The organism is Kitasatospora sp. NPDC092039 (assembly GCF_044756065.1).
GTDB lineage: Bacteria > Actinomycetota > Actinomycetes > Streptomycetales > Streptomycetaceae > Kitasatospora.
This window is the reverse complement of record NZ_JBIVSD010000022.1, coordinates 58,697-85,080: the sequence shown is the minus strand read 5'-3', so window position 1 is coordinate 85,080 and position 26,384 is coordinate 58,697. Positions and strand designations below refer to the sequence as shown.

Annotated in this window: 22 protein-coding genes; 14 read left to right on the top strand and 8 right to left on the bottom strand. The window is 71.6% G+C overall.

What is annotated here, in order from left to right; genetic code table 11:
- Positions 1-20 precede the first annotated feature (20 nt).
- From ACIQI7_RS33025 to ACIQI7_RS33010, 4 genes are all read left to right on the top strand, one after another.
- A complete protein-coding gene (locus ACIQI7_RS33025; RefSeq protein ID WP_401117233.1) occupies positions 21-1,013 on the top strand; it encodes a malate dehydrogenase in 993 nt (330 codons plus the stop codon).
- A 133-nt stretch (positions 1,014-1,146) separates the two neighbouring features.
- Complete coding sequence (locus tag ACIQI7_RS33020) at positions 1,147-2,472, top strand: hemolysin family protein (protein WP_387756458.1); 1,326 nt, start codon at positions 1,147-1,149, stop codon at positions 2,470-2,472.
- A 75-nt stretch (positions 2,473-2,547) separates the two neighbouring features.
- Positions 2,548-3,543 (top strand): tryptophan--tRNA ligase, encoded by a 996-nt coding sequence (gene trpS / locus ACIQI7_RS33015; protein ID WP_401117299.1) that lies wholly within the window; start codon positions 2,548-2,550, stop codon positions 3,541-3,543.
- Between the two features lie 62 nt (positions 3,544-3,605).
- Positions 3,606-4,094 (top strand): 2'-5' RNA ligase family protein, encoded by a 489-nt coding sequence (locus ACIQI7_RS33010; protein ID WP_387756460.1) that lies wholly within the window; start codon positions 3,606-3,608, stop codon positions 4,092-4,094.
- A 167-nt stretch (positions 4,095-4,261) separates the two neighbouring features.
- Here the strand turns inward: ACIQI7_RS33010 and ACIQI7_RS33005 are convergent, their stop codons facing one another.
- A complete protein-coding gene (locus ACIQI7_RS33005; RefSeq protein ID WP_401117230.1) occupies positions 4,262-7,834 on the bottom strand; it encodes a CDP-glycerol glycerophosphotransferase family protein in 3,573 nt (1,190 codons plus the stop codon).
- A gap of 134 nt (positions 7,835-7,968) precedes the next feature.
- On the opposite strand from ACIQI7_RS33005, the gene ACIQI7_RS33000 reads away from it, so the two are divergent.
- Both ACIQI7_RS33000 and ACIQI7_RS32995 read left to right on the top strand, forming a co-directional pair.
- Positions 7,969-8,967: a glycosyltransferase family 2 protein gene (locus ACIQI7_RS33000; RefSeq protein ID WP_401117228.1), complete on the top strand. Its 999-nt coding sequence runs from the start codon at positions 7,969-7,971 to the stop codon at positions 8,965-8,967.
- Between the two features lie 99 nt (positions 8,968-9,066).
- Positions 9,067-10,029 carry a YihY/virulence factor BrkB family protein gene (locus tag ACIQI7_RS32995; protein WP_401117226.1) on the top strand — a complete coding sequence of 321 codons (963 nt, stop codon included), beginning with the start codon at positions 9,067-9,069 and terminating at the stop codon, positions 10,027-10,029.
- 27 nt (positions 10,030-10,056) lie between these two features.
- On the opposite strand, the gene ACIQI7_RS32990 is transcribed toward ACIQI7_RS32995, so the two are convergent.
- The gene (locus ACIQI7_RS32990; RefSeq protein WP_401117224.1) at positions 10,057-11,277 is read right to left on the bottom strand and encodes a D-alanyl-D-alanine carboxypeptidase family protein; all 1,221 of its coding nucleotides are present in this window, start codon (positions 11,275-11,277) and stop codon (positions 10,057-10,059) included.
- 138 nt (positions 11,278-11,415) lie between these two features.
- Here ACIQI7_RS32990 and ACIQI7_RS32985 point away from each other — a divergent pair, with 138 nt between their 5' ends.
- Positions 11,416-11,673 carry an SCO4848 family membrane protein gene (locus ACIQI7_RS32985; protein ID WP_401117222.1) on the top strand — a complete coding sequence of 86 codons (258 nt, stop codon included), beginning with the start codon at positions 11,416-11,418 and terminating at the stop codon, positions 11,671-11,673.
- A 77-nt stretch (positions 11,674-11,750) separates the two neighbouring features.
- Here the strand turns inward: ACIQI7_RS32985 and ACIQI7_RS32980 are convergent, their stop codons facing one another.
- The 6 genes from ACIQI7_RS32980 to ACIQI7_RS32955 form a co-directional block, all read right to left on the bottom strand.
- On the bottom strand, positions 11,751-12,524 hold the full coding sequence (locus ACIQI7_RS32980) for a succinate dehydrogenase iron-sulfur subunit (RefSeq protein WP_401117220.1): 774 nt from the start codon (positions 12,522-12,524) through the stop codon (positions 11,751-11,753).
- Positions 12,524-14,266: a succinate dehydrogenase flavoprotein subunit gene (gene sdhA / locus ACIQI7_RS32975; protein WP_401117218.1), complete on the bottom strand. Its 1,743-nt coding sequence runs from the start codon at positions 14,264-14,266 to the stop codon at positions 12,524-12,526. The genes ACIQI7_RS32980 and sdhA overlap by 1 nt, the downstream gene beginning before the upstream one ends.
- 51 nt (positions 14,267-14,317) lie before the next feature.
- On the bottom strand, positions 14,318-14,809 hold the full coding sequence (sdhD, locus tag ACIQI7_RS32970; protein ID WP_316523753.1) for a succinate dehydrogenase, hydrophobic membrane anchor protein: 492 nt from the start codon (positions 14,807-14,809) through the stop codon (positions 14,318-14,320).
- An 8-nt stretch (positions 14,810-14,817) separates the two neighbouring features.
- Positions 14,818-15,198, bottom strand: coding sequence for a succinate dehydrogenase, cytochrome b556 subunit (gene sdhC, locus ACIQI7_RS32965; RefSeq protein WP_387756477.1), 381 nt, complete (start codon positions 15,196-15,198; stop codon positions 14,818-14,820).
- A gap of 344 nt (positions 15,199-15,542) precedes the next feature.
- Complete coding sequence (locus ACIQI7_RS32960) at positions 15,543-16,088, bottom strand: 2-oxo-4-hydroxy-4-carboxy-5-ureidoimidazoline decarboxylase (protein WP_401117297.1); 546 nt, start codon at positions 16,086-16,088, stop codon at positions 15,543-15,545.
- 241 nt (positions 16,089-16,329) lie between these two features.
- Positions 16,330-17,085, bottom strand: coding sequence for an SDR family oxidoreductase (locus ACIQI7_RS32955; RefSeq protein WP_401117215.1), 756 nt, complete (start codon positions 17,083-17,085; stop codon positions 16,330-16,332).
- Positions 17,086-17,212: 127 nt separating this feature from the next.
- Here ACIQI7_RS32955 and ACIQI7_RS32950 point away from each other — a divergent pair, with 127 nt between their 5' ends.
- The 7 genes from ACIQI7_RS32950 to ACIQI7_RS32920 all read left to right on the top strand — a co-directional run bounded on the left by ACIQI7_RS32950 (position 17,213) and on the right by ACIQI7_RS32920 (position 26,380).
- Positions 17,213-18,802, top strand: a complete 1,590-nt coding sequence (locus ACIQI7_RS32950; protein WP_401117213.1) for a methylmalonyl-CoA mutase — start codon at positions 17,213-17,215, stop codon at positions 18,800-18,802.
- Positions 18,803-19,014: 212 nt separating this feature from the next.
- On the top strand, positions 19,015-20,271 hold the full coding sequence (locus tag ACIQI7_RS32945) for an amidohydrolase (RefSeq protein ID WP_401117211.1): 1,257 nt from the start codon (positions 19,015-19,017) through the stop codon (positions 20,269-20,271).
- 269 nt (positions 20,272-20,540) lie between these two features.
- Complete coding sequence (locus ACIQI7_RS32940) at positions 20,541-21,602, top strand: BMP family protein (protein WP_401117209.1); 1,062 nt, start codon at positions 20,541-20,543, stop codon at positions 21,600-21,602.
- A gap of 347 nt (positions 21,603-21,949) precedes the next feature.
- Positions 21,950-23,476 (top strand): ABC transporter ATP-binding protein, encoded by a 1,527-nt coding sequence (locus ACIQI7_RS32935; protein WP_401117295.1) that lies wholly within the window; start codon positions 21,950-21,952, stop codon positions 23,474-23,476.
- Between the two features lie 3 nt (positions 23,477-23,479).
- The gene (locus tag ACIQI7_RS32930; protein ID WP_401117207.1) at positions 23,480-24,643 is read left to right on the top strand and encodes an ABC transporter permease; all 1,164 of its coding nucleotides are present in this window, start codon (positions 23,480-23,482) and stop codon (positions 24,641-24,643) included.
- A gap of 73 nt (positions 24,644-24,716) precedes the next feature.
- Positions 24,717-25,982, top strand: coding sequence for an ABC transporter permease (locus ACIQI7_RS32925; protein WP_401117205.1), 1,266 nt, complete (start codon positions 24,717-24,719; stop codon positions 25,980-25,982).
- Positions 25,979-26,380 carry a cytidine deaminase gene (locus ACIQI7_RS32920; RefSeq protein WP_387756491.1) on the top strand — a complete coding sequence of 134 codons (402 nt, stop codon included), beginning with the start codon at positions 25,979-25,981 and terminating at the stop codon, positions 26,378-26,380. Before ACIQI7_RS32925 ends, ACIQI7_RS32920 begins: the two co-directional genes overlap by 4 nt.
- Positions 26,381-26,384 lie beyond the last annotated feature (4 nt).

Here is a 26,384-nt window from a genome sequence, read left to right as displayed (position 1 = left end):
ATTTGCTGGAGAAGGTAGAAATGACCCGCACCCCCGTCAACGTCACCATCACCGGAGCGGCCGGCCAGATCGGCTACGCGCTGCTCTTCCGCATCGCCTCGGGCCACCTGCTCGGTGCCGACGTGCCGGTGAACCTGCGCCTCCTGGAGATCCCGCAGGGCCTGAAGGCCGCCGAGGGCACCGCCATGGAGCTCGTCGACTGCGCCTTCCCGCTGCTGCGCGACATCACGATCACCGACAACCCGAACGAGGCCTTCGACGGCGCCAACGTCGCGCTGCTGGTCGGCGCCCGTCCGCGCACCGCGGGCATGGAGCGCGGCGACCTGCTCCAGGCCAACGGCGGCATCTTCGGCCCGCAGGGCAAGGCCATCAACGACCACGCCGCGGACGACATCAAGGTCCTGGTCGTCGGCAACCCGGCCAACACCAACGCCCTGATCGCCCAGCGCAACGCCCCGGACGTCCCGGCCGAGCGCTTCACCGCGATGACCCGCCTGGACCACAACCGCGCCGTCGGCCAGCTGTCCGCCAAGACCGGCGCCCTGGTCTCCGACATCAAGCGCGTCACCATCTGGGGCAACCACTCCGCCACCCAGTACCCGGACATCTTCCAGGCCGAGATCGCCGGCAAGCCGGCCTTCGAGGCCGTCGGCGCCGACCAGGCCTGGCTGGAGAACGACTTCATCCCGACCGTCGCCAAGCGCGGCGCCGCCATCATCGAGGCCCGTGGCGCCTCCTCGGCCGCCTCGGCCGCCAACGCCGCCATCGACCACGTCCACACCTGGGTCAACGGCACCGCCGAGGGCGACTGGACCTCCATGGGCGTCGTCTCCGACGGCTCGTACGGCGTTCCGGCGGGCCTGATCTCGTCCTTCCCGGTCACCACCAAGGACGGCAAGTTCGAGATCGTCCAGGGCCTGGAGATCTCCGACTTCTCGCGCGCCCGCATCGACGCCTCGGTCAAGGAGCTGACCGAGGAGCGCGACGCGGTCCAGGAGCTGGGCCTCATCTGAGCCCGCCCCGCACGGCTCCACCGGCGGCCCGCCGCTTCCCTCCCGGAAGCGGCGGGCCGCCGCCGCGTCCGGCCTCCGGGCCCGCCGCCGTGTCCGGCGCCGGCGGGTACCGGCCGCCCTACACTGGCCCGCTGTGAACGAAACACTCGGGGACGCCGCGCTCGTCCTCGTCTTCATCCTGCTGGGCGGGCTGTTCAACGTCGCCGAGATCTCGCTGATCTCGCTGCGCGAGGGCCAGATCCGGGCGCTGGAGGGGCGCGGCACCCGGCGCGCGGCGCGGGCCGCGCACCTGGCCGCCGACCCCAACCGCTTCCTGGCCGCCGTCCAGGTCGGGGTGACCTGCATGGGCTTCCTGTCCGCCGCCTTCGGCGCGGACACCCTGTCCGGCAAGGTCGCCCCGCTGTTCGTCCGGGCCGGGCTCTCCGAGGGCGTGTCCGACGCGGTGGCGCTGGTCGGCCTCACCCTGGTGATCAGTTACGCCTCGCTGGTGCTGGGCGAGCTGACCCCCAAGCGGATCGGCCTGCAGCGCGCCGAGTCGATCTCGGTCGTCGCCGCCCCGGTGGTGGACGTGATGTCGGTGGTGCTGCGGCCGGCGATCTGGCTGCTCGGCCACTCCACCGACCTGATGGTCCGGCTGCTCGGCGGCGACCCGACGGCGGGCCGCGGCTCGATGAGCTCCGAGGAGCTGCGCGGCCTGGTCGCCACCAACACCGAACTCGGAAGCGACGAACGGGCGTTGATCGCCGACGTGTTCGCCGCCGGGGAGCGCCAGCTGCGCGAGGTGATGGTCCCGCGCACCGAGGTGACCTTCCTGGACGCCGAGCGCCCGCTGGCCGCCGTCCGGCACCAGGCCGACACCTCGCCGCACTCGCGCTACCCGGTGGTCGAGGGCAGCGCCGACGCGGTGGTCGGTTTCGTCCACGTCCGCGACCTGTACGGCGCGCGCGGCGAGCAGGCCGCCAAGGTCCGCGACCTGGCCCGCCCGGTCAAGCTGCTGCCCGGCACCAAGCGGGTGCTGGAGGCGATGGGCGAGATGCGCCGCGAGGGCCACCACCTGGCCATCGTGGTGGACGAGTACGGCGGCACCGCCGGGATCGTCACCCTGGAGGACCTGGTCGAGGAGGTGATCGGCGAGATCCGGGACGAGTACGACCGCCCGGAGGCCGCCCCCACCCGTCGGCTGGCCGGTGGCGGCATGGAGCTGGACGGTCTCCTCAACCTCGGCGACTTCACCGAGGAGACCGGCGTCACCCTGCCGGAGGGCCCGTACGAGACGGTGGCGGGCTGCCTGGTCGCCGCCCTCGGCCGGCTGCCCCGGGACGGCGACCAGGTGCGGGTCCCGGTCGAGGGCGGCGGCGGGGTGCTGCTGACGGTGGCCAAGGTCGAGGGCCGGCGGATCGCCCGGGTGGGGGTGAGTGCGGTCACACTGGCCGACCCCGCGGGGGCGGAGGTTTCCTGAGCGAGCGGTGGAACTGGAACAATGGCCCGCATGGTCAACGCAGCGGTCACTGGTCCGGTCAAGGACCGTCCCCGGGTGCTCTCCGGCATCCAGCCCACCTCCGGCTCGTTCCACCTCGGCAACTACCTGGGCGCGGTGCGCCAGTGGGTCGACCTCCAGGAGGCCAACGACGCCTTCTACATGGTCGTCGACCTGCACGCCATCACGGTGCCGCAGGACCCGGCGACGCTGCGCCAGAACACCAGGGTCTCCGCCGCCCAGCTGCTCGGCGCCGGCCTGGACCCGGACGACTGCACGCTGTTCGTCCAGTCGCACGTGCCCGAGCACGCGCAGCTCGCCTGGGTGATGAACTGCCTCACCGGTTTCGGCGAGGCCTCCCGGATGACGCAGTTCAAGGACAAGTCCGCCCGGTACGGTGCCGAGGGCACCACCGTCGGCCTGTTCACCTACCCGATCCTGCAGATCGCGGACATCCTGCTCTACCAGGCGGACGCCGTCCCGGTCGGCGAGGACCAGCGCCAGCACGTGGAGATCACCCGCGACATCGCCGAGCGCTTCAACACCCGCTACAGCCCGACCTTCACCGTCCCGAAGCCGTACATCCTCAAGGAGACGGCGAAGATCCAGGACCTCCAGGACCCGGGCGTGAAGATGAGCAAGTCGGCCTCCTCGCCCAAGGGCCTGGTGAGCCTGCTGGACGAGCCGAAGGCCAGCGCCAAGAAGTTCAAGAGCGCCGTCACCGACACCGGCACCGTCGTCTCCTACGACGAGCAGGAGAAGGCCGGCGTCTCCAACCTGCTGCGCATCCACTCCGCGCTCAGCGGCCAGACGATCGACCAGCTGGTCGCGCACTTCGAGGGCCGGATGTACGGCGCCCTGAAGACCGAGCTGGCCGAGCTGTTCACCGAGTGGGTGACGCCGTTCCAGGAGCGCACCCGGATGTTCCTGGACGACCCGGCCGAGCTGGACCGGGTGCTGGCGATCGGCGCCGACAAGGCCCGTGCGGTGGCGTCGGTGACGCTGGAGACGGTGTACGACCGGATCGGCTTCCTCCCGGCCGCCAAGCGGTGACTCCGCTCACGCGCCTGCCCGGTGGTGGCGACCTCCCCGAGGTCGTCACCATCGGCGTGTCCGTGAGCGTCCCGGATCCGTACGGCGCGGCGATCCAGGACGCCCGGGCCGGGCACGGCGATCCGCTGGCCCGGTCGATACCCACGCACGTCACCCTGCTGCCGCCGACCGAGGTGCCCGCGGAGCTGCTGCCGAAGATCGAGGAGCACCTGGCGGCGGTGGCGGCCGCGCACCGGCCGTTCCGGATGCTGCTGCGCGGCGGCGGGACCTTCCGCCCGGTCTCCCCGGTGGTGTACGTCCGGGTCGAGGAGGGCGCGCAGGAGTGCCGGCTGCTGGAGGCGGACATCCGCTCCGGCCCGCTGGCCCGCGAGCTGGCCTTCCCGTACCACCCGCACGTGACGGTCGCCCACGGCCTGTCCGACGACGTGCTGGACCAGGCGTACGAGCAGGCGCGCGGCTTCCGGGCGGACTTCCCGGTGCCGGGCTTCGGCCTCTCCCGCTTCGACGCGGACGAGGTCTGGCGCCCCTGGCGGAGCTACCCGTTCGGGTGACCCGGCGAGCGTGACCCGGCGGCGGTGTCCCGGCAACGGTGACCCGGCGCCGGTGTCCCGCCCCGGCGCGGGCTCGGCCCGCTCCGACCGGCCCCCACACGGCGCCCGCAGACGCGCGGGCGCCCGGCACCGAGGGTGCCGGGCGCCTTCCGGATCGCGCGCGGGGGCTATTCCTTGCGGAGCATCGCGTCGACCACCCGGGCCGAGGCCTTGCCGTCGTCCAGGTCGCAGTACGCCTCGCGGAACGCGGCCGCCCGGTCCGCGTACTCCTCGGTGACCTCGTCCAGCCGGCCGAGCACCGAGACGAGCTCCTCGGAGGTGGCCGGCATCGGGCCGGGCGCCTCCGCCTCGAAGTTCAGGCTGAAGCCGCGCAGGTTGTCCCGGTAGTGCTCCAGGTCGTAGGTGAAGAACACGATCGGCTTGCCGGTCGCCGCGAAGTCGAACACGCTCGCCGAGTAGTCCGTCACCAGGACGTCGGCGATCAGCAGCAGCTCCGCCATGTCGGGGTAGCTGCCGACGTCCCAGACGTAGCCGTTGCCGGCGCCCGGGATCTGGCCGCACATCAGGTGGTGCCGGCGCACCAGCAGCACCTGGTCGTCGCCGAGCGCGGCCCTGGCCGCCGCCAGGTCGATCCGCAGGTCGATCTGGTAGCCGCCCTGCGGCCGGCGCCGGTCCTCGCGCCAGGTCGGCGCGTAGAGCACGACCTTCTTGCCCTCGGGCAGGCCGAGCCGCTCCCGGACCTGCTCGGCGGTCTTCTCCCGGTCGGCCGCGAACAGCAGGTCGTTCCGCGGCGAACCGCTCTCCAGGATCTCGCCCTTGAAGTCGAAGGCGCGCCGCAGCACCGGGGCCGACCAGCGGTTGCCGGCCACCAGCAGGCTCCAGTTCGGGACCTCCCGGGCCAGGCTCTTGAGGTACTTGGAGTCGGTGAACCAGACCTTCTCGAAGTCGAGGCCGATCTGCTTCAGCGGGGTGCCGTGCCAGGTCTGGAGGACCACCTGGTCGGGGCGGCGGACGAAGAAGTCGGGCAGATGGGTGCTGGCCACGACGTACTTGGCGGTGGCCAGCGCCTCGTACCACTCCGGGCTGCGGTAGCGGAGCGCGGTCACGCTCTGCGGCAGCTCGGCCTGCATGTCGTCGTTGCCCCACAGGTGCTCCAGTGGCAGGCCGCGGCGGACCAGCTCCTCGTGGACCGCCCGCGGCGAGCCGGAGTACGTGCCGTACTTGCCGGTGTGGTACACCACCGTGTCGCGCACCGGCAGCCGGCGGGCGGCCGGGTAGTCCACGCTCTGCAGCTGGCGCTGGCGGAAGCCGGCCCGCTCCTCGGGCAGCAGCACCGAGTCCGACTCCAGCGACAGCCCGTCGTGGTTGCGCCGCTCCAGCAGTATCCGCTTGCCGCGGGACTCCACCACGACCGGCAGGACGTCGAAGCAGTCCGGGGTCACCAGCGCGGCGGCGTCCGGCAGTTCCGGCACCGGCACCCCGACCGGCCGGAAGACGACGTTCCAGGTGCCCCGGGAGAGCGGCACCCGGCCGGCGAAGGAGGCCGTCGGGACGGCGGGCAGCGCGGTGCGGAACCGGCCGTCCGAGATCTCCACCGGGTAGGCGTGCTCCTCCTCGCGCCACTTGTGACGGACCACCAGCTCCCAGCGGTGCGCGCCGGGCAGCGGGAACGAGCCGCTGAGCAGGAAGCCGTCGGCGCCGCGCGAGGACACCTCGTCCACCATCGGCTGGAGCACCTGGTCGGTGAACTGGAGGCGCCCCTCGGGGGACGGCTTGGAGTAGAGCGCCCGGCGCTCGGCGACCGGGGCCTGCGGGTTCAGCGCCAGGTGCAGCCGCTCCGGCGCGTTGCGGTCGTCCCAGGCCAGCGGGACGGTGCTGCCGTCGGCCAGCAGCAGCGCGCCGTCCCAGTGGTCGCGGCTGCGCTCGGCGGCCAGCGGGTCCAGCTCGGCCCAGGCCTCGCGGACGGCGGTCAGCTCGGCGACCGGGAAGGCCGCGGTGAACGGCTGGAGCGAGCCGACCGGGGTGCCCAGCTCCAGCGGGAAGCTCACGTGGCGGTCCGACTCGGTGTGGGTGAGCCGCAGCCGCGCCCCGGCGAAGCTCGGGCCGGAGCGGGCCGCACCCGAGACCTCCAGCCGGTCGCCGTGCGCGGCCAGGCCGGTCACCCGGGCCTTGACCGTCTCCACCCGGAGGTAGACGAAGTTGTCCCGGACCCACGGCACGATCCGCACGTCCGGCTCGACCCAGTGCGACGGGAGGAACTGGGCGCTGTCGCTCCACCCGGCCGAGATCCGGCCCTTGTAGACCCCGCCCTTGCCCGCGCCGGCCACCAGGACGCGCCAGTTGCCGTCCTTCCACTGGCCGCGGTGCCGGAGCTTCCTCGGGTCGACGGCGACGGTGAAGCCGGACCAGTCGCAGCTGTACAGGTCGTGGTGGCAGCTGGCGGTGGCCTCGGGGCTGTACGTCGTCCGCATCGGCACCGCGATGACCCGGCGGCCCTTGGTCTCGCGCAGCACCAGGGTGCGGACCATGTCGTGCTTGCCGGCCGCGCCCAGCTGCTCCGGGTACGCGTGCCCGGTCAACCGGAGCCTGCCGCCCTCCCAGGAGCTGTCGTACAGCCGGCTGCGGATGACCAGCGAGTTGTCCAGCTTGAGCACCCCGGCCGGGACGCTCCTGCGCCCGCCGCGCAGGAACGGGTAGTCGGCGTACGGGCGCAGCAGACCGCGGGCCTGGACGCCGCCGCCGCTCTCGCGCTCGTACGTGATCTGCTCGACCAGCTCGTCCATCCGGCCCGACAGGGTCAGGTGGTACTTCAGCCGCAGCGGCGCGCGCAGCCGGGAGACCCGCTCGGCGCCGATCGCCCGGAGCAGCCGGCCGACGTGCAGGAGGTAGGCGTCCCGGTAGTCCTTGTCGCCCTCCACGAGGGAGGAGAAGAACATCGGGATCTCCTCGACGAGGGTGTTCTCGTCGTAGGAGCGCAGGTACTCGGCGAAGCGCGGCTCGGTCTGCTTCATCAGCCAGGCGCGGACCAGCTCGACCGAGGCGACCCGGTCGATCAGGCCCTTGGGGTTGGTGCGCATCTGGGTGATCGACATCTCGCCGACCTCGCGCTCGCGCCAGTGGTAGATCGGCTCGGAGAGCACGTCCACGCTCTTGGCCAGGTAGTGGTGCGGCACGCTGACCGGGGCGTCCTCGTACAGGATGCCCTCGGGGTAGAGCAGGGCGGCCGCGTCGAAGAACGAGCGGCGGTACACCTTGTTCCACGCGGTGCGGTCGGTGACCAGCGCCGGGATCTCGGTGATGTGGGTCTTGAGCCTGGTCTCCTTGAACGGCTTCAGGTGGCCGCCGGACTGGTAGTAGCCCACGGCGCGGAAGCGCAGCACGTTGCCGGTGCAGAAGTCCGAGCCGGTCTCGTCCAGCGTGTTGATCATCAGCTCGTACGCACTCGGCGGCATCGAGTCGTCGCTGTCCACGAAGCACAGGAACTCGGAGTCCGGGTCGATGTGCCGGATGCCGGTGTTGCGGGCCGCGCCGAGACCCTTGTTCACCTGCCGGACCAGCCGGAACCGGGAGTCCCCGGCCGCGTAGGCCTCGGCGAGCGCCGCGCTGCCGTCCTTCGAACCGTCGTCGACCATGACGCACTCGAAGTCCGTGAAGGTCTGGGCGGCGATCGAGTCGAGGCATTCGACGAGGTAGCGCTCGACGTTGTAGATCGGGACGACGATGGAGAGGCGGGGAGCCATCGGCTACGCAGGCCTTTCTCTGGAGGAGCGTGGCAGCCCGTACGGGGCCTGGCCGCACTTGTGATCGGTGCGTACGTGCGCCCCGATCCTACCTCCGGGGACCTCGCCCGCCCGGGGGCCACTACGCTGGGGCCGTGTCCCGTTTCAGCGTGATCGTCCCCGTGTACCAGGTCCAGGACTACCTCGCCGAGTGCCTCGAATCGGTGCTCTGCCAGGACGGCCCGGACTTCGAGCTGATCGCGGTGGACGACCGCTCCCCGGACCGCTGCGGCGCGATGCTGGACGAGGCCGCCGCCGCCGACGCCCGGATCCGGGTGCTGCACCTGCCGGAGAACGTCGGCCTCGGCCGGGCCCGCAACGCCGGCCTGGAGGTCGCCACCGGGGACTACGTGATCTTCCTCGACAGCGACGACACGCTGACGCCCGGATTGCTGAAGGCCGTCGACGAGCGGCTCACCGCCACGGGTGAACCGGACGTCCTGGTCTACGACTACGCCCGCACCTACGCCGACGGCCGGATCACCCGGGCCGCCTCCGCGCACGTCTTCGGCGCCGCCTCCCCGGACGTCTTCGACCTCGACGCCCGCCCCGACCTGCTCGACCTGCTGCAGGTCGTCTGGAACAAGGCCTACCGCCGCGGGTTCGTCACCGAGCAGCGGCTGGCCTTCCCGGCCGGCTACTACGAGGACACCCCCTGGACGTACCCGGCGCTGCTCGCCGCCGCCCGGATCACCCTGCTCGACCAGGTCGGCGTGCACTACCGCCAGCGCCAGGAGGGCGGCAACATCCTGGCCACCGCCAGCCGCAAGCACTTCGACGTGTTCGCCCAGTACGACCTGGTCTTCGCCTTCCTCGACGGCCGCCCCGACCTGGACCGCTGGCGCCCGGTCGTCTACGGCCGGATGCTGCACCACCTCAACACCGTGGTCTCCAAGCCCGGCCGGGTCCCGCCCGGCGACCGCCGCGAGTACTTCCGCCGGGCCGCCGGGCACTGCGCCCGGCTGCGGCCGGCCGGCTACCGGCCGCCGGCCGGGGTGGACGGCGTGCGCACCGAGCTGCTCAGCCACGGCCGCTACGGCGCCTACCAGGCCGTCCGGGCCCTCGCCAAGGCCCGCCGGCTCGTCAAGCGGTAGCCTGCCCGTCCCGCCGCGCTCCCGGGCCGCGGCGGCCGACGGACCGGCTCCTGGGCCCGCCTGACGCCCATTCGGGGGACAGGCCGGTATAACCGGTGGGTGGACTTCCTGACCCGACTTCCGGTCGTCGGCCCCTTCGTGGCCCGGGTGCTGCGCAGCCGCCCGTACCGGGTGTACGAGTACCTCTCCGCCGCCCGGGGCAACCGGCTGGCCGGCGCCGTCACCTTCTTCGGCTTCCTCGCCCTCTTCCCGCTGCTCACGGTGGGCCTGGCGATCGCCGCCGCGGCGCTGAGCGACAGCCGGGTGCACGAGCTGCAGGAGCACATCTCCGACCAGCTGCCGGGGATCTCGGACGCGCTCGACCTGCCCGCCCTGGTGGCCAACGCGGGCACCGTCGGACTGGTCGGCGGGGCGCTGCTGCTGGTCTCCGGCCTCGGCTGGGTGGACACCATGCGCACCTCGATCCGCGACCTGTGGCAGCTGCCCCAGGAGGACGGCAACCCGGTGCTGCGCAAGGCCTGGGACGTGGTGGTGCTGGCCGGCCTCGGCCTGGTGTCGCTGTTCTCGCTGGGCGTCTCCGCCGTCGGGACCACGCTGGCCGGCCGGATCGCCGGCGCGGCCGGCCTGGGCAGCGGCTACCTGCTGACGGCGGTGGGCGTGCTGATCGCCATAGCGTGCGACATGCTGCTCTTCGCCTACCTGCTGGCGCCCTTCCCGGGGATCACCGAGCAGCGCCGCCGGGACCTCGTGCAGGGCGCGCTGATCGGCTCGGTCGGCTTCGAACTGCTGAAGCTCCTGCTCGCCTCCTACCTGAGTTCGGTCGCCGGACGGAGCCTGTATGGGGCGTTCGCCACCCCGGTGGCACTGCTGCTGTGGATCAACTTCGTCTCCCGGCTGCTGATGTACTGCGTGGCCTGGACCGCGACGGCCGACCCGGTGGCCGCCCGGGAACGGACCAGGGCGCACGGCCGGACGCTGCTGGAGGCGGCCGACAAGGCGGAGGCGGCGGCCGGGCGGGTGGAGACGACGGGGGAGAAGGGCGGGGCCCGGCCCTCGGACTGAGGCCGGACCCCGCCGACGACCGGTGGGTCAGCCGGCGGAGCGGCGCCGCCGCAGCACCACGGCGCCGTACCCGGCCGCGGCCCCGGCCAGCACCACGGCCGACGCCACGGCCGACCAGCCGCCGGGCCCGAGCCCGCCGCCGTCGGCGGCCGCGGCGGGCGCCGAGGCGGCCGCGGGGGCCGGCGCGGCGGTGGCCGAGGGGTGCGGCGGCGGCGCGGGCGGGCCGCCGGTGCCGCCGGCCTGGCCGGTCGGCTCGGCACCGCCGGGCGGGAGCTCGTCGACCAGCCTGCCGACCGGCTGGACCTTGCCGGCCGCGGCGAAGCCCCAGTCCAGCAGGGCGGCCGTCTCGTCGTACACCTTCTGGTAGTTGGCCGGGTGCATCACCGTCACCAGCAGGGTGCGGCCGTCGCGCTCGGCGGCGCCGACGAAGGTCGAGCCGGCGTTGGTGGTGGTGCCGTTCTTCACGCCGATCAGCCCCGGGTACCTGCCCAGCAGCCGGTCGGTGTTGGCGATCCCGAAGCTGCCGCGCTGGCCGGTGTTCCGGTCGACGGCGCCCGGGAACATCGCGTCCCGGGTGGCGCAGTACGTCCGGAAGTCCGCGTTGCGCAGGCCGGCCCGGGCGAACAGCGAGAGGTCGTAGGCCGAGGAGACCTGGCCGTCCATGTCGTAGCCGTCCGGGGAGACCACCCTGGTGTCCCTCGCCTGGAGCGCGTCGGCGCGCGCCTGCATCTCGTCGACGGTCCGCTGGACGCCGCCGTTCATGTGCGCCAGGACGTGCACCGCGTCGTTGCCGGAGCTCAGGAACACCCCGCGCCACAGGTCCTCGACCCGGTAGTCCAGGTTCTCCTTGATGCCGACCAGGCTGCTGCCGGGGCCGATCCCCTGGATCTCCTCGTCGGCCACCCGGTGCACCGCGTCGCGGTCGAACTTGGGCAGCACGGTGTCCGCGAAGAGGATCTTCAGGGTGCTCGCCGGGGGCAGCCGCAGGTGCGGGTTGCTGGCCGCCAGCACCTCTCCCGACGCCGCGTCGGAGACTATCCAGGACTGGCCGGTGAGGTCGGTGGGCAGTGGCGGGGCACCCGCCATCGGGGCGACCTGCACCCCGGGGAGCCCGAGCCGCTCGCCGCCGATCGCGACCGACGGGGGCGGCTGCTGCGGGGCCGCGCCCGCCGGGGCGGCGAGCAGTACCGGTAGGGCCGCGGTGAGCGCGCCGCACAGGCGCGCGAGCGTGTGACGGGGTGTGGGCACCAGCCGACCGTACCCACTCCCGGCTCCGCGCGCCCTCCCCCCGTGGCCCGTCCACTCCGCAGGAGGGGCCCGCCCTACGCCGATCGGAGGCCGCGCATACTGGGGACGCACACCGTCTTCACACGCCGAGGAACCCCCATGAAGCTCAGCCGCCGCACCTCCTGGTTCCTGACCGCCTTCGGGGTCTGGTCGGTCATCATCTGGACGACCTTCGTCAAGAACCTCTGGAAGGACTCCGGCGGCCAGGCCTTCACCGGCGGCGACCACTCCCGGCCCACCGCCTTCTTCTGGGTCCACCTCCTCCTCGCCGTCACCTCCTTCGCGCTCGGCATCGCCGTCGGCGCCGTCGGCGTCCGCGGCCTGCGCGCCACCCGCCGCACCCCGGCCGCCGACTGACCCGGCGGGCGGGAAGGCGAAGGCCCCCGGCCCGATCGGTGGATCGGGCCGGGGGCCTTCGGGCCGTCAGACGGGGATCAGAAGCGGCGGGTGACCAGCGCCCGCTTCACTTCCTGGATCGCCTTGGTGACCTCGATGCCGCGCGGGCAGGCCTCGGAGCAGTTGAAGGTGGTGCGGCAGCGCCACACGCCCTCACGGTCGTTGAGGATCTCCAGGCGCTGCTCGGCGCCCTCGTCGCGCGAGTCGAAGATGAAGCGGTGCGCGTTGACGATGGCGGCCGGGCCGAAGTACTGGCCGTCGTTCCAGAACACCGGGCAGGACGACGTGCACGCGGCGCACAGGATGCACTTGGTGGTGTCGTCGAAGCGCTCGCGGTCCTCGGCGGACTGCAGGCGCTCGCGGGTCGGCTCGTTCCCCTTGGTGATGAGGAACGGCATGACGTCCTTGTACGCCTGGAAGAACGGGTCCATGTCCACGACCAGGTCCTTGAGGACCGTCAGGCCCTTGATGGCCTCGATCGTGATCGGCTTCTCCGGGTTGACGTCCTTGATCAGGGTCTTGCACGCCAGCCGGTTGCGGCCGTTGATCCGCATGGCGTCGGAGCCGCAGATGCCGTGCGCGCAGGAACGGCGGTAGGTGAGGGTGCCGTCCTGCTCCCACTTGATCTTGTTGAGCGCGTCCAGGACGCGCTCCTTCGGGTCCATCTCCAGCTGGTAGTCGACCCACACCGGGTCCGGGTGCTCCTCCGGGTTGAACCGGCGGATCCGGAAGGTGACGGTGATCAGCTGGACGGCACCCGCCTCGGCCGCGTCCAGAGCGGCCGAGTGCTTCTCCACGGTCGGAGTGCTCATCAGTACTTACGCTCCATCGGCTGGTAGCGGGTCGTGACGACCGGCTTGTAGTCGAGGCGGATGGAGGTGGTGCCGTCCTCGGCAACCTCCTGGTACGCCATGGTGTGCTGCATGAACTTCACGTCGTCACGCGTCGGGAAGTCCTCGCGGTAGTGGCCGCCGCGGGACTCCTCGCGGGCGAGCGCGGAGACCGCCAGCACCTCGGCCAGGTCGAGCAGGTTGCCCAGCTCGACGGCCTCCAGCAGGTCCGTGTTGTACCGGAAGCCCTTGTCCTGGATCGCCACGTTCTTGTAGCGCTCCTTCAGCGCGGCGATGTCCTCGACCGCCTGCTTCAGGGTGGCGCCGGTGCGGTACACCATCGCGTTGGCGTCCATGGTCTCCTGCAGCTCCTTGCGGATCTGCGCCACGGACTCGGTGCCGGTGGACTCGCGCAGGCCGTCGACCAGGGCCTGGACCTTCTCGGCCGGGTTCTCGGGCAGCTCGACGAAGTCGTTCGCGTTGGCGTAGTCGGCGGCGGCGATGCCCGCGCGACGGCCGAACACGTTGATGTCCAGCAGCGAGTTGGTGCCCAGGCGGTTGGCGCCGTGCACGGACACGCAGGCGACCTCGCCGGCCGCGTACAGGCCCGGGACCACGTCGGTGTTGTTGCGCAGGACCTCACCCTCGACGTTGGTCGGGATGCCGCCCATGGCGTAGTGCGCGGTGGGCTGGATCGGGATCGGGTCCGTGTAGGGCTCGATGCCGAGGTAGGTGCGCGCGAACTCGGTGATGTCCGGCAGCTTGGCGTCCAGCTGCTCCGGCGGCAGGTGGGTCAGGTCCAGGTAGACGTGGTCGCCGTCCGGACCGCAGCCGCGACCCTCGCGGATCTCGGTGTAGATCGCGCGGGAGCAGACGTCACGGGACGCGAGGTCCTTCATGACGGGGGCGTAGCGCTCCATGAAGCGCTCGCCGTCCTTGTTGCGCAGGATGCCGCCCTCGCCGCGGGCGCCCTCGGTGAGCAGGATGCCCATGCGCCAGATGCCCGTCGGGTGGAACTGGAAGAACTCCATGTCCTCCAGCGGCAGGCCGCGGCGGTAGACCAGGGCCTGGCCGTCACCGGTGAGGGTGTGGGCGTTGGAGGAGACCTTGAAGAACTTGCCGGTGCCGCCGGAGGCGAACACGACCGACTTGGCCTGGAAGACGTGGATCTCGCCGGTGGCCAGCTCGTACGCGACGACGCCGGACGTCTTGCCCTCGTTGATCAGCAGGTCGAGGACGTAGAACTCGTTGAAGAACTCGACGCCGTGCTTGACGCAGTTCTGGAACAGCGTCTGGAGGATCATGTGGCCGGTGCGGTCGGCCGCGTAGCACGAGCGGCGGACCGGGGCCTCGCCGTGGTTGCGGGAGTGGCCGCCGAAGCGGCGCTGGTCGATCCGGCCCTGCTCGGTGCGGGAGAAGGGCAGACCCATCTTCTCCAGGTCGAGGACGGCGTCGATGGCCTCCTTGCACATGATCTCGGCGGCGTCCTGGTCGACCAGGTAGTCACCACCCTTGACCGTGTCGAAGGTGTGCCACTCCCAGTTGTCCTCCTCGACGTTGGCCAGGGCGGCGCACATGCCGCCCTGGGCCGCGCCGGTGTGGGACCGGGTCGGGTAGAGCTTGGTCAGGACGGCGGTGCGGCTGCGCTGCGTCGACTCGATGGCCGCGCGCATGCCGGCGCCGCCGGCGCCGACGATGACGGTGTCGTACTGGTGAATCTGCATGGGGGGTTAACTCGCCTCTGGCCTCTGCCGGTGGTCGATGGTGCTCGCGGCTCAGATGTTGGGGTCGAAGGTGAAGATCACCAGGGTGCCCAGCAGCACGGTGAAGACCGTGGCGGTACCCATGAGCCCCTTGAGCCAGAGCCGGGTCGAGTCCTTCTCGGCGTAGTCGTTGATGACCTGACGCATGCCGTTGGCGCCGTGCAGCATGGCGAGCCAGAGCATCAGCAGGTCCCAGCCCTGCCAGAACGGCGAGGCCCAGCGGCCGGCCACGAAGGCGAAACCGATCTTGGAGACGCCGCCGTCGAGCACCAGCATGATCAGCAGGTGGCCGAGGATCAGCACGACCAGGACGATGCCGGACAGGCGCATGAAGAGCCAGGCCAGCATCTCGAAGTTGGTGCGGGTGCGACGCGGGGTCTTCTTGGTCCGCTTGCGCGGAGGCTCGATGACGAACGCGTCGGCCGGGTTGCCGGTGCCCAGTCCCTTGCCGGTGTGCGCCTGCTTCGAGGGGACGACGATGGCGTCGGAGATTTCCGTGGACATGTCTCGGCTCACTTCCCGAACCAGGAGATCAGCGTGTGCTGGAGGATCCCGTAGAAGGAACCGGCCATCATGACGACCCAGACGCCGACGACGGTCCAGAGCATCTGCTTCTGGTACTTCGGGCCCTTGGACCAGAAGTCCACCGCGACGACGCGCAGGCCGTTGAGGGCGTGGAACAGGATGGCGGCCACCAGGCCGTACTCCATCAGGTTCACGAGCGGAGTCTTGTACGTCTGGATGACGGTGTCGTAGGACTCCGGCGACACTCGCACGAGGGCGGTGTCCAGGACGTGGGCGAACAGGAAGAAGAAGATGAGGACGCCGGTGACTCGATGAGCCACCCAGCTCCACATGCCTTCCCGGCCGCGGTACAGCGTTCCAGCCGGCACGGAAAAACCCTCCGGAAGCGATTGGGGGCTCGGCCGGCTTCGGTGTCGGTCAGCCCGGCCGGGTACGGTCCACCGGCCGCCAGCATCCTATCGACGCCTTCTCTGGAACCGCCTCCGGGGGCCCCAGGTGTGATCAATCAGGCACTTCTGGCCTAGCGGGGCGGGAACCGAACCGATTGTCGCCACGGTGGGTGAGGGCGCGCTCACGCCTCGCACCGGAGGGTGCGGGGTGCGGCGGTCGCGGACTCGGGCCGGTGCGGCTCCGGCGGGCCCCGGATTCACCCGTCCGAGCGGATTCAGAGGTGGAGTCACTCGAACGGGTGAAGCCGGGGTGCGGATGCGGCTCAGTGCGCCGCGGCCTCTGTGGGGGTGGCGACCAGGTGCTCCAGTCGGGTGAGGGCGATCCGGCGGAGTTCGTCGGCCGCGATCAGCCGCTCCTCGTCCGGGTCGTTGGCGAGCCGGGTGCGGATGGAGGAGAGCACGGTGTCGAGCATCTCCTCCGGGGCGACCCGCTCCAGGCAGACCACGAAGACGTGCCCGAACCGGGCCTCGTACGCGGCGTGCGCCGCCCGCAGCGCGGTGTGGGCGGCCTGGCTGCCGGGAGCCCGCATGCCGAGCAGCGGCTGCGGCATCCAGCTCTCGTCCGCCAGCGCCTCGGCGAGGTCGGCCGGGCGGAGGTCGTAGGAGGCCTCGCTGGCGGCGGCCAGCAGGGACTCGATGTCGGGGTAGGGCCGGTGCGCGGTGAGGCGCAGGGCCCAGCGGTGGCTGCCGCAGCAGGCCAGCAGGGCCTCCTCGGCAGCGCCGGCGTCCGCTTCGTTGAAGCGGTGCAACCCGAGGAGGGTCGGCTCTGTTCTGACGTCGAGCCGCTGTGACGGGATGTCGCTGGCCAGCGGGTCCTCCTCGTGAGGGCGGGAAGGTGCCGGTGAAGGGGGGTGGTGAGCGGGTGGAAGAGGGGCTGCCGAGGGGCGCGCGGGCGCCGGTCGGGCTGCGCCTCAAAGGTAGTTGAGCCGTCATCAGTTGGGGAGGGCGCGCGCCGAATTCATCCGGACGAGCTATCAAGTTGTGACGTTGACACCTGCACGTCAGCGCCCTCCCCGCGGTCGTCGCCCGCCCCTCGGGACGGCCCCCGGCTCAGCCGCGGTGGACCTTGTGGTTGGCGGCCTGCGCCCGGGGGCGGACCACCAGCAGGTCGATGTTCACGTGCGGGGGCCGGGTGACCGCCCACGCCACGGTGTCCGCGACGTCCTCCGAGGTGAGCGGCTCGGCCACGCCCGCGTAGACCGCGGCGGCCTTCTCCTCGTCGCCGCGGAAGCGGGTGACCGCGAAGCCCTCGGACTTCACCATGCCGGGCGCGATCTCGATCACCCGGATCGGCTCCCCGCACAGCTCCAGCCGCAGCGTGGCGGCGATGGTGTGCGCGGCGTGCTTGGCGGCGACGTACCCGCCGCCGCCCTCGTAGGCGGCCAGCGCGGCGGTCGAGGAGAGCACCAGGACCGTGCCGTCGCCGGTGGCCCGCAGGGCCGGCAGCAGGGCCTGGGTCACGTGCAGCACGCCGAGCACGTTCACCTCGTACATGGCCCGCCAGTCGGCCGGGTCGCCGTGCTCGACGGTCTCGGCGCCGATCGCGCCGCCGGCGTTGTTCACCAGGACGTCCACCCGGCCCACCGCGGCCGCGAAGGCGTCCACCGCGGCCCGGTCGGTGACGTCCAGGGTGACCGCCCGGGCGGAGCCGCCCCCGTCGGCGATCTCCTTGGCCAGCGCCTCGACGCGGTCGGTCCGGCGGGCGGTCAGCACCACGTCGAAACCCTCGGCGGCCAGCCGGCGGGCGGTCGCCGCGCCGATCCCGCTGCTGGCACCGGTGACCACGGCCACCTTCTGCTCGGTCATTGCCACTCCCTGGGGCTCATCGGTCGTTCACCCGATCATCTCAACCGCGTCGCCGCCCCGGCGGGCCGGTCAGGCCCTACATTGCGAGACACCGCGAGGACCCCGCTCCCAGTTGCAGGAGGCACCCATGGCAGCCGAGCCGCGCCGCGCCGAGTCGGGCTTCGGGATCGAGCCGCTGTACGGGCCCGAGTCCCTGGCGGGCTGGGACGCCGGCGCCCGGCTGGGACGGCCGGGGGAGTACCCGTACACCCGGGGCGTCTACCCGACGATGTACACCGGCCGCCCCTGGACGATGCGCCAGTACGCGGGCTTCGGCACCGCCGCCGAGTCCAACGCCCGATACCGGCAGCTGATCGCCGGCGGCGGCACCGGCCTCTCGGTCGCCTTCGACCTGCCCACCCAGATGGGCTACGACTCGGACGCGCCGCTCGCCGCCGGGGAGGTCGGCAGGGTGGGCGTCGCCGTGGACAGCGTCGACGACATGGCGGAGCTGTTCGACGGCATCCCGCTCGGCGACGTGTCCACCTCGATGACCATCAACGCGCCCGCCGCCCTGCTCCTGCTCCTCTACCGGCTGGTCGCCGAGGCCCAGGGGGTGGCGCCGGCGGCGCTCACCGGCACGGTCCAGAACGACGTGCTGAAGGAGTACATCGCCCGCGGCACCTACATCTTCCCGCCGCAGCCCTCGCTGCGGCTGGTCGCCGACGTCTTCCGGTACTGCCGGGCCGAGATCCCGCGCTGGAACACCATCTCCATCTCCGGTTACCACATGGCCGAGGCCGGCGCCGACCCCGCGCAGGAGGTCGCCTTCACCCTGGCCAACGGCATCGCCTACGTCCGTACCGCGCTCGCCGCCGGGATGGCCGTGGACGACTTCGCGCCCCGGCTCTCGTTCTTCTTCGTGGCCCGCACGACCCTGCTGGAGGAAGTGGCCAAGTTCCGTGCTGCGCGCAGGATCTGGGCCAGGGTCATGCGGGACGGATTCGGCGCCCGGGACCCGCGCTCGCAGATGCTGCGCTTCCACACCCAGACCGCGGGAGTGCAGCTCACCGCCCAGCAGCCCGAGGTCAACCTGGCCCGGGTCACCGTCCAGGCGCTCGCCGCGGTGCTCGGCGGCACCCAGTCGCTGCACACCAACGGATTCGACGAGGCGATCGCGCTGCCCACCGAGAAGGCCGCCCGGCTCGCCCTGCGCACCCAGCAGGTGCTCGCGTACGAGACCGACGTGACCGCCACCGTGGACCCGTTCGCCGGCTCCTACGCCGTGGAGTCGCTCACCGACGAGCTGGAGGACGCCGCGCGGGCGCTGATGGACCGGGTCGAGGAGCAGGGCGGCGCGGTGGCCGCGATCGAGCGCGGGTTCCAGAAGGGCGAGATCGAGCGCACCGCCTACCGGTTCCAGCAGGAGACCGACTCCGGGGAGCGGGTCGTGGTCGGCGTCAACCGCTTCCGGTCGGACACGGAGGAGCCGTACCAGCCGCTGCGGGTGGACCCGGCGATCGAGCGGCGGCAGGCGCGGCGGCTGGCCCGGCTGCGGGCCGGGCGCTCGGCCGGCGCCGTCACCCGGACGCTGGACGCGCTGCGCCGCACCGCCGAGGGGACGGGGAACGTGCTGTACCCGATGAAGGAGGCGCTGGCCGCCCGGGCCACCGTCGGCGAGGTGTGCGACGCGCTGCGCGGGGTGTGGGGGACGTACGCCCCGGTGGAGCGCTTCTGACCTCGCGCTGAACGGCCGTCAACCCGCCGGTGCCGTACCGGCGGTGGCGGCCGTGACCGCCGGCCGGAGGGATCGTTGCACAGGGCACGCAACCCGGGGAAGGCGGCTGAAACAAGATGTCATACCCACGTGTCCGGCCGGTATGCACCCATCCGGAGACTAATTTTCCGGAAGTCGGGCCAAATCCCCCCAACAGGCCTACGATTGGCGAGATGAACCGTCCTGAGCCCGCTCAGTCGGGCGCCACCACTCTCGCCGTCGCACGTCCCGCCGCCGATCTGCGCGACCGGGTACGGGCGCTGGAGCCCGAGCTGATCGCCTTCCGCCGTGATCTGCACCGGCACCCGGAGCTGGGCCGCCAGGAGTTCCGAACCACCGGGCTGCTGCGCGACCGGCTGGTGGCGGCCGGCCTCGAACCCCGGGTGCTGCCCGGCGGCACCGGCATGCTCGTCGACATCGTCCCGCCCGGCACCGCCCCGGGCACGGAGTTCCTGGCCTTCCGCGCCGACATCGACGCGCTGCCGATCGACGACGCCAAGACCGACGTGCCGTACCGCTCCTCCGTCCCCGGCCGGGCCCACGCCTGCGGCCACGACGTGCACACCTCGGTGGTGCTCGGCACCGGCCTGGTGCTGGCCGAGGCCGCCCGCACCGGCGAACTGCGCCGCCCCGTCCGGCTGGTGTTCCAGCCCGCCGAGGAGGTCATGCCGGGCGGCGCGCTGGACGTGATCAAGGCCGGCGGGATGACGGGCGTCGGGCGGATCTTCGCGGTGCACTGCGACCCGAAGGTGGAGGTCGGCCGGATCGCCCTGCGGGTCGGGGCGATCACCTCGGCCTGCGACCGCCTGGTGCTCCACCTGGACGGCCCCGGCGGGCACACCGCCCGTCCGCACCTGACCACCGATCTGGTCACCGCCGTCGCCCGGACGGCCGCCGACCTTCCGGGCGCACTGGCCCGCCGGATGGACCCGCGCTGGGGCGTCAGCCTGGTCTGGGGGCGGATCGCCTCCGGCTCCGCGGCCAACGTCATCCCGCAGCACGCCGAGCTGGAGGGCACCGTCCGCTGCCTGGAGCTGGACGGCTGGCGCGAGGCGCCGGACCTGCTGCACGAGCTGATCGCCAAGCTGGCCGAGACCCACCGGGCCAAGTGGACGCTGGACTACCACCGCGGGGTGCCGCCGGTGGTCAACGAGGCGGTCTCGGTCGCCCGGTTGGACGAGGTGATGAACGACCGTTTCGGCCGGGACGGCGCAGTGGTCGTGGAGGGCACCGAACAGAGCCTGGGCGGCGAGGACTTCTCCTGGTACCTGGAGCACGCCCCGGGCGCCCTGGCCCGGCTGGGCGTCCGCGCCCCCGGCGACGCCACCGTCCGCGACCTGCACCAGGGCCGCTTCGACGTGGACGAACGGTCGATCGGCATCGGCGTGGAGCTGTTCTCGGCGCTGGCCCTGGAGGCGGACGGCAGCTGACGGCGCGGCGACGGCCGGCGACGGACCCGGGGCGGTGCGGCCGACACGGGCGGAACGCGCGGATCCGGGGGTTCCGGAACCGTTCCGTAGACTGGCCGGACCGACCTCGGACCACCGTCCGCGCAGGGGACAGAGCCTCGGGGCGAGCATCAGACCACGGTTTGATAACAACCCGAATGCTCCGGCACCCCGTAACACAACCGTGTTCTACGCGCGTTACGGTGGCGTCCGACCACGCCAAACGGTTGCGTGTAGAAGGAGATATCCCCTTGCGCCGTTCAATGAAGCTCGCCGCGGTTGTGCTCTCGGGTTCCCTGGGCATGGCCTCGCTCGCCGCTTGCGGCGCAAAGAGCACCGACACCTCCTCCTCTTCCGGCTCGGGCGACGGCTCGATCAAGGTCGGCATGGCCTACGACATCGGCGGCCGCGGCGACCAGTCGTTCAACGACTCCGCCGCCCGCGGCCTCGACAAGGCCAAGTCCGAGCTGGGCGTCTCCGTGACCGAGGCCGAGGCCAAGCAGGGCGAGGCCGAGGCCGACAAGGAGACCCGCCTCAAGAACCTGATCGACGGTGGCTACAAGACCATCGTCGCGGTCGGCTTCGTCTACCAGCAGGCGGTCAACAAGGTCGCCAAGGACAACCCGGGCGTCAAGTTCGCGATCATCGACTCGAACGACAAGGACCAGCCGGCCAACGTCACCTCGCTGCTCTTCGCCGAGCAGGAGGGCTCGTACCTGGCCGGCGTCGCCGCCGCGAACAAGTCGAAGGCCAAGCACGTCGGCTTCATCGGCGGCGTGCAGTCCGAGCTGATCAAGAAGTTCGAGGCCGGCTACACCGCGGGTGTGAAGTCCGTCGACCCGAACATCACGGTCGAGACCACCTACCTGACCACCCCGCCGGACTTCACCGGCTTCGCCTCGCCCGACAAGGGCAAGGAGGCCGCCCAGGGCCAGCTCGACAAGGGCGCGGACGTCATCTACACCGCCGCCGGTTCCTCCGGCAACGGTGCCATCGAGGCCGTCGCCAACAAGTCGGGCGCGCTGGCCATCGGCGTCGACTCCGACCAGGCCAGCCAGCCGGCCCTGGCGAAGTACAAGAACAGCATCCTGACCTCGATGGTCAAGAACGTCGACACCGCGGTGTTCTCGTACATCCAGTCGGTCAAGCAGGGCCAGAGCCCGACCGGCGTCAAGCTGTTCGACCTGAAGGCCGAGGGTGTCTCGCTCGCCACCACCGGCGGCAAGATCGACGACATCCAGGACAAGCTGAAGGCCGCCGCCGACGCGATCAAGTCCGGCGCCACCACCATCCCGACCGCGCCGGTCAAGTAAGCACCGCGCGTCCCGGACGCCGCGGCGCCTGCCGCCTGCCCGGCAGCGCGACGCGTCCACACAGTTCACGGGAGGGGCCCGGCAGGGTGCGCTCAACGCGTACCCCCGGGCCCCGTTCCGTCTCCCACGTTCCCCCTTGGCCCTCCGAGCGCAACGTCGCGCCTCCAGACCACCAGGAGATCGCCATCACCGCATCCGACCCCGTCCCCCTGCGCGAGGACGGCACCCCCAGCGCGGGGACGGCGACACTGGCCGTCGAACTGCGCGGCATCACCAAGCGCTTCCCCGGTGTCGTGGCCAACCACGACATCAACCTCACCGTCCGCACCGGCACCGTGCACGCCCTGATGGGTGAGAACGGCGCCGGCAAGTCGACGCTGATGAAGATCCTCTACGGCATGCAGAAGCCGGACGAGGGCACCATCGCGATCAACGGCGAGCTGTGCGAGTTCAACACCCCCGGCGACGCCATCTCCCGCGGCATCGGCATGGTGCACCAGCACTTCATGCTCGCCGACAACCTCACGGTGTGGGAGAACGTCGTCCTCGGCGGCGAGAAGATCCACGGCATCGGCGCCAGGGCCAAGGCGAAGATCAAGGAGATCTCCGACCAGTACGGCCTGGGCGTGCGCCCGGACGCCCTGGTCGAGGACCTCGGCGTCGCCGACCGCCAGCGCGTCGAGATCCTCAAGGTGCTGTACCGCGGCGCCAAGATCCTGATCCTCGACGAGCCCACGGCCGTGCTCGTGCCGCAGGAGGTCGACGCGCTGTTCGACAACCTGCGCGAGCTCAAGTCCGAGGGCGTCACCGTCATCTTCATCTCGCACAAGCTGCACGAGGTGCTCGCGGTGGCCGACGCGATCAGCGTCATCCGGCGCGGCACCACGGTCGGCGACGCCGACCCGAAGGCCGTCACCGCCCGCCAGCTCGCCGAGCTGATGGTCGGCGCCGAGCTGCCCTCCCCGGAGAGCCGCGAGTCGACCGTCACCGACGCCGTGATGCTCGACGTCGACGGCCTGCGGATCGCCAAGACCGACGCCGAGGGCGTCGAGCGCGTCGTCCTGGACGACGTCTCGCTGCGCATCCACAAGGGCGAGATCCTCGGCATCGCCGGTGTCGAGGGCAACGGCCAGGCCGAGCTGGTCGAGGCCGTGATGGGCATGCTGCCGCTGAACGCCGGCACCGTCACCCTGGACGGCAAGGACCTCTCCGGCGTCCAGACCCGGGCCCGCCGCGAGGCCGGCATCGGCTACATCCCCGAGGACCGCCACCGGCACGGCCTGCTGCTGGAGGCTCCGCTCTGGGAGAACCGCATGCTCGGGCACGTCACCGAGGCGCCCAACTCCAAGGGCGTGCTGCTCGACCCGGCCGCTGCCCGGGTGGACACCCAGCGGATCGTCGAGGAGTACGACGTCCGCACCCCCGGCATCGAGGTCACCGCGGCCTCGCTCTCCGGCGGCAACCAGCAGAAGCTGATCATCGGCCGCGAGATGAGCCACCAGCCCAAGCTGCTGATCGCCGCCCACCCCACCCGCGGTGTGGACGTCGGCGCGCAGGCGCAGATCTGGGAGCACATCCGGGTCGCCCAGCGGGCCGGCCTGGCCGTCCTGCTGATCTCCGCGGACCTGGACGAACTGATCGGCCTGTCCGACACCATCCGGGTGATCTACCGCGGCCGCCTGGTCGCCGACGCCGACCCGGCCACCGTCACCGCCGAGGACCTCGGCACCGCGATGACCGGTGCCGCCAGCGGCCACCTGGAGTCCGAGCCGGAGGCCGTCGCCGAGGCGCAGGCCGTCGCCGCCGAGGGCACCGAGGCCGAGGGCCAGCACTCGCACACCGACACCGCCGACGACCCGCAGGCGGGGGAGTAACCCATGACCAGTCCCAACCCCGCCGCCGCGAAGCCCGGCCTGGCGCAGCGGTTCAGCGGCGAGCGGATCGTGCTCGCGCTGGCGGCGCCGGTGCTCGCGATCGTGCTCTCCGTCGCCATCTGCTCGGTGCTGCTGGCGACCTCGGGCAAGAACCCGTTCGACGCGTGGAACGTGATGATCACGTACGCCACCAAGTCGGACGGCCAGGTGAACATCATCAACCGGACCACCACGTACTACCTGGCCGCCGCGGCCGCGGCGTTCGGGTTCCGGATGAATCTGTTCAACATCGGCGTCGAGGGCCAGTACAAGGTCGCGGCGCTGTTCGCGGCCTTCGTCGGCAGCCGGCTCGACCTGCCGGCCTTCATCCAGATCCCGCTGCTGCTGATCACCGCCATGCTGGTCGGTGGCCTGTACGCGAGCATCGCCGGTCTGCTGAAGGTCTACCGCGGCGTCAGCGAGGTCATCTCGACCATCATGCTGAACGCGATCGCCACCGCGATCGTCGGCGTGCTGCTCGTCCCGGGCATCTTCGCGCCCAAGGTGAGCGGCACCAGCAACTCGATCCAGACCGAGAAGATCTCGGAGTCCAGCCACTTCTTCTCGATCGAGACGGACGGCGGAAAGCTCTGGGGCTTCCTGGTCGTCGCCGTCCTGGTCGGCGTGGTCTTCCAGTTCGTGCTGACCCGCACCCGCTTCGGCTTCGACCTGCGGGCCACCGGCCGCTCGGAGTCCGCCGCGACCGCGTCCGGCGTGAACGTCAAGAAGATGGTCGTCATCTCGATGATCGTCTCCGGTGCGATCGCCGGTCTGATCGGTCTGCCCGAACTGCTGCAGAACTCGTACTACTTCGGCCAGACCTTCCAGCAGAACCTGGGCTTCCTGGGCATCTCGATCGCCCTGCTCGGCCGGAACAGCCCGATCGGCATCGCCTTCGCGGCGCTGCTGTTCGCCTTCCTGGACGCCTCCGGCTCGGTGCTCCCGCTGCCCCTGAACGGCGAGTTCCCGTTCGAGATCGTCGACGTCATGAAGGGCACCATCGTCATCTGCGTCGTCGTCGCGTACGAGCTGGTGCGCCGCTACGGCCTGAAGCGCCAGCAGCAGAAGGTCGGCGCCCAGCTCGCCGCCCAGCTCGCGGCCACTGAGAAGAAGGAGGTGGCGTCGTGAGCGAGCGTAGCGAGCGAGCCATCAGGCACCGCGTGTGGTGCGAAGCACGCGCCGAGCGAAGCGAGGTGTCGGCATGAGCACCGCCACCGCTGCTCGTCCGAAGGCGCCGGGCGCGCCCGCGAAGAAGCGCAAGCTGTCCTGGCCGGTCGTCCTGCTCCTGATCGCGGGCGCCCTGGTCCTGTTCTCCGCCGTGGGCCTGGCCACCGGCAACCACTCGCTGACCTCCTCCGGGCAGGTCACCGCCGCGCTGGGCGCGGCCGTGCCGATCGGCATGGCCGGTCTCGGCGGCCTCTGGTCCGAGCGGGCCGGTGTGGTCAACATCGGTCTCGAAGGCATGATGGTCGCCGGCACCTTCTGCGGCGCCTGGGCGGGCTACCTGGTCAACCCGTGGGTCGGCCTGCTGGCCGGCATGGCCGGCGGCGCGCTCGGCGGCCTGCTGCACGCGGTCGTCACCGTCACCTTCGGCGTCGACCACATCGTCTCCGGCGTCGGTATCAACCTGCTGATCCCCGGCATCTGCGCGTACGTCAACCGGATCTACTACAAGGACTACGTCTCGGCCGGCGCCGGCCAGAACCAGTCCCCGCCGGCGGACCCGCTGCCGTACATCACCATCCCGGGCCTGTCCTCCGGGCTGAAGGACATCGAGAGCCACCACTGGTTCTTCGTCTCGGACCTCGCCGGGGTGCTCGGCGGCATGGTCACCAAGCTCTCGGTGGTCGTGGTGCTCGCCGCCGTGCTGATCGTGGTCAGCTACTTCGCGCTCTGGCGCACGGTGTTCGGCCTGCGGCTGCGCTCCTGCGGTGAGAACCCCACCGCCGCCGAGTCGCTGGGCGTCAACGTCTACAAGTACAAGTACCTCGCGGTCGTCGCCTCCGGCGCGTTCGCGGGCCTCGGCGGTGCCTACCTCTCGCTGGTCGCCGCGCACTTCTACAAGGACGGCCAGACGGCCGGCCGCGGCTTCATCGGCCTCGCCGCGATGATCTTCGGCAACTGGATGCCCGGCGGCCTCGCCATGGGCGCCGGCCTGTTCGGCTTCACCGACAGCCTCCAGCTGCGCGACCCGGAGTCGGTGCACGTGCTGATCCTGATCGTCGGCATCGCGATGGTCCTGCTGGCGCTCTGGCACCTGTACCGCCGCAAGTACGTCTCGACGGCGGTCACCACCGCGGCGGCCGCGGGCCTGATCTGCTGGTACGCGTTCACCGAGCAGGTGCAGCGCCCGCTGATCGTCGCCACGCCGTACCTGATCACCCTGGTGGTGCTCTCGCTGGCCTCGCAACGGCTGCGGATGCCGAAGGCGGACGGCCAGATCTACCGCAAGGGCCAGGGCAAGTGACGGCCCCGGCCGCCGGCCCGGTCGACTGGGAGCTGCTGCGGACGGCGGCGCGCGAGGCGATGGGCCACGCGTACGCGCCGTACAGCAGGTTCCCGGTCGGCGCGGCCGCGCTGGTGGACGACGGCCGGGTGGTCACCGGCTGCAACGTCGAGAACGCCTCGTACGGGCTGGGGCTGTGCGCCGAGTGCGGGCTGGTGTCCGCGCTGCACTCCTCCGGCGGCGGCCGGCTGGTCGCCTTCACCTGCGTGGACGGCGCCGGCGACCTGCTGATGCCGTGCGGGCGCTGCCGCCAGCTGCTGTACGAGCACGGCGGGCCGGAGCTGCTGATCGAACTGGCCTCGGGCGTGAAGCCGATGAGCGAGGTCCTGCCCGACGCGTTCGGGCCGGAGCGGCTCTAGCATC

Bases quoted from the DNA above. Each gene is read 5' to 3' on its own strand.
- ACIQI7_RS33025 (WP_401117233.1), top strand. From the start codon at position 21: ATGACCCGCACCCCCGTCAACGTCACCATCACCGGAGCGGCCGGCCAG.
- ACIQI7_RS33005 (WP_401117230.1), bottom strand. From the start codon at position 7,834: ATGGCTCCCCGCCTCTCCATCGTCGTCCCGATCTACAACGTCGAGCGC.
- ACIQI7_RS32985 (WP_401117222.1), top strand. From the start codon at position 11,416: ATGAAGCTCAGCCGCCGCACCTCCTGGTTCCTGACCGCCTTCGGGGTC.
- ACIQI7_RS32980 (WP_401117220.1), bottom strand. From the start codon at position 12,524: ATGAGCACTCCGACCGTGGAGAAGCACTCGGCCGCTCTGGACGCGGCC.
- sdhA (WP_401117218.1), bottom strand. From the start codon at position 14,266: ATGCAGATTCACCAGTACGACACCGTCATCGTCGGCGCCGGCGGCGCC.
- sdhD (WP_316523753.1), bottom strand. From the start codon at position 14,809: ATGTCCACGGAAATCTCCGACGCCATCGTCGTCCCCTCGAAGCAGGCG.
- ACIQI7_RS32955 (WP_401117215.1), bottom strand. From the start codon at position 17,085: ATGACCGAGCAGAAGGTGGCCGTGGTCACCGGTGCCAGCAGCGGGATC.
- ACIQI7_RS32950 (WP_401117213.1), top strand. From the start codon at position 17,213: ATGGCAGCCGAGCCGCGCCGCGCCGAGTCGGGCTTCGGGATCGAGCCG.
- ACIQI7_RS32945 (WP_401117211.1), top strand. From the start codon at position 19,015: ATGAACCGTCCTGAGCCCGCTCAGTCGGGCGCCACCACTCTCGCCGTC.
- ACIQI7_RS32935 (WP_401117295.1), top strand. From the start codon at position 21,950: ATGGGTGAGAACGGCGCCGGCAAGTCGACGCTGATGAAGATCCTCTAC.
- ACIQI7_RS32930 (WP_401117207.1), top strand. From the start codon at position 23,480: ATGACCAGTCCCAACCCCGCCGCCGCGAAGCCCGGCCTGGCGCAGCGG.
- ACIQI7_RS32925 (WP_401117205.1), top strand. From the start codon at position 24,717: ATGAGCACCGCCACCGCTGCTCGTCCGAAGGCGCCGGGCGCGCCCGCG.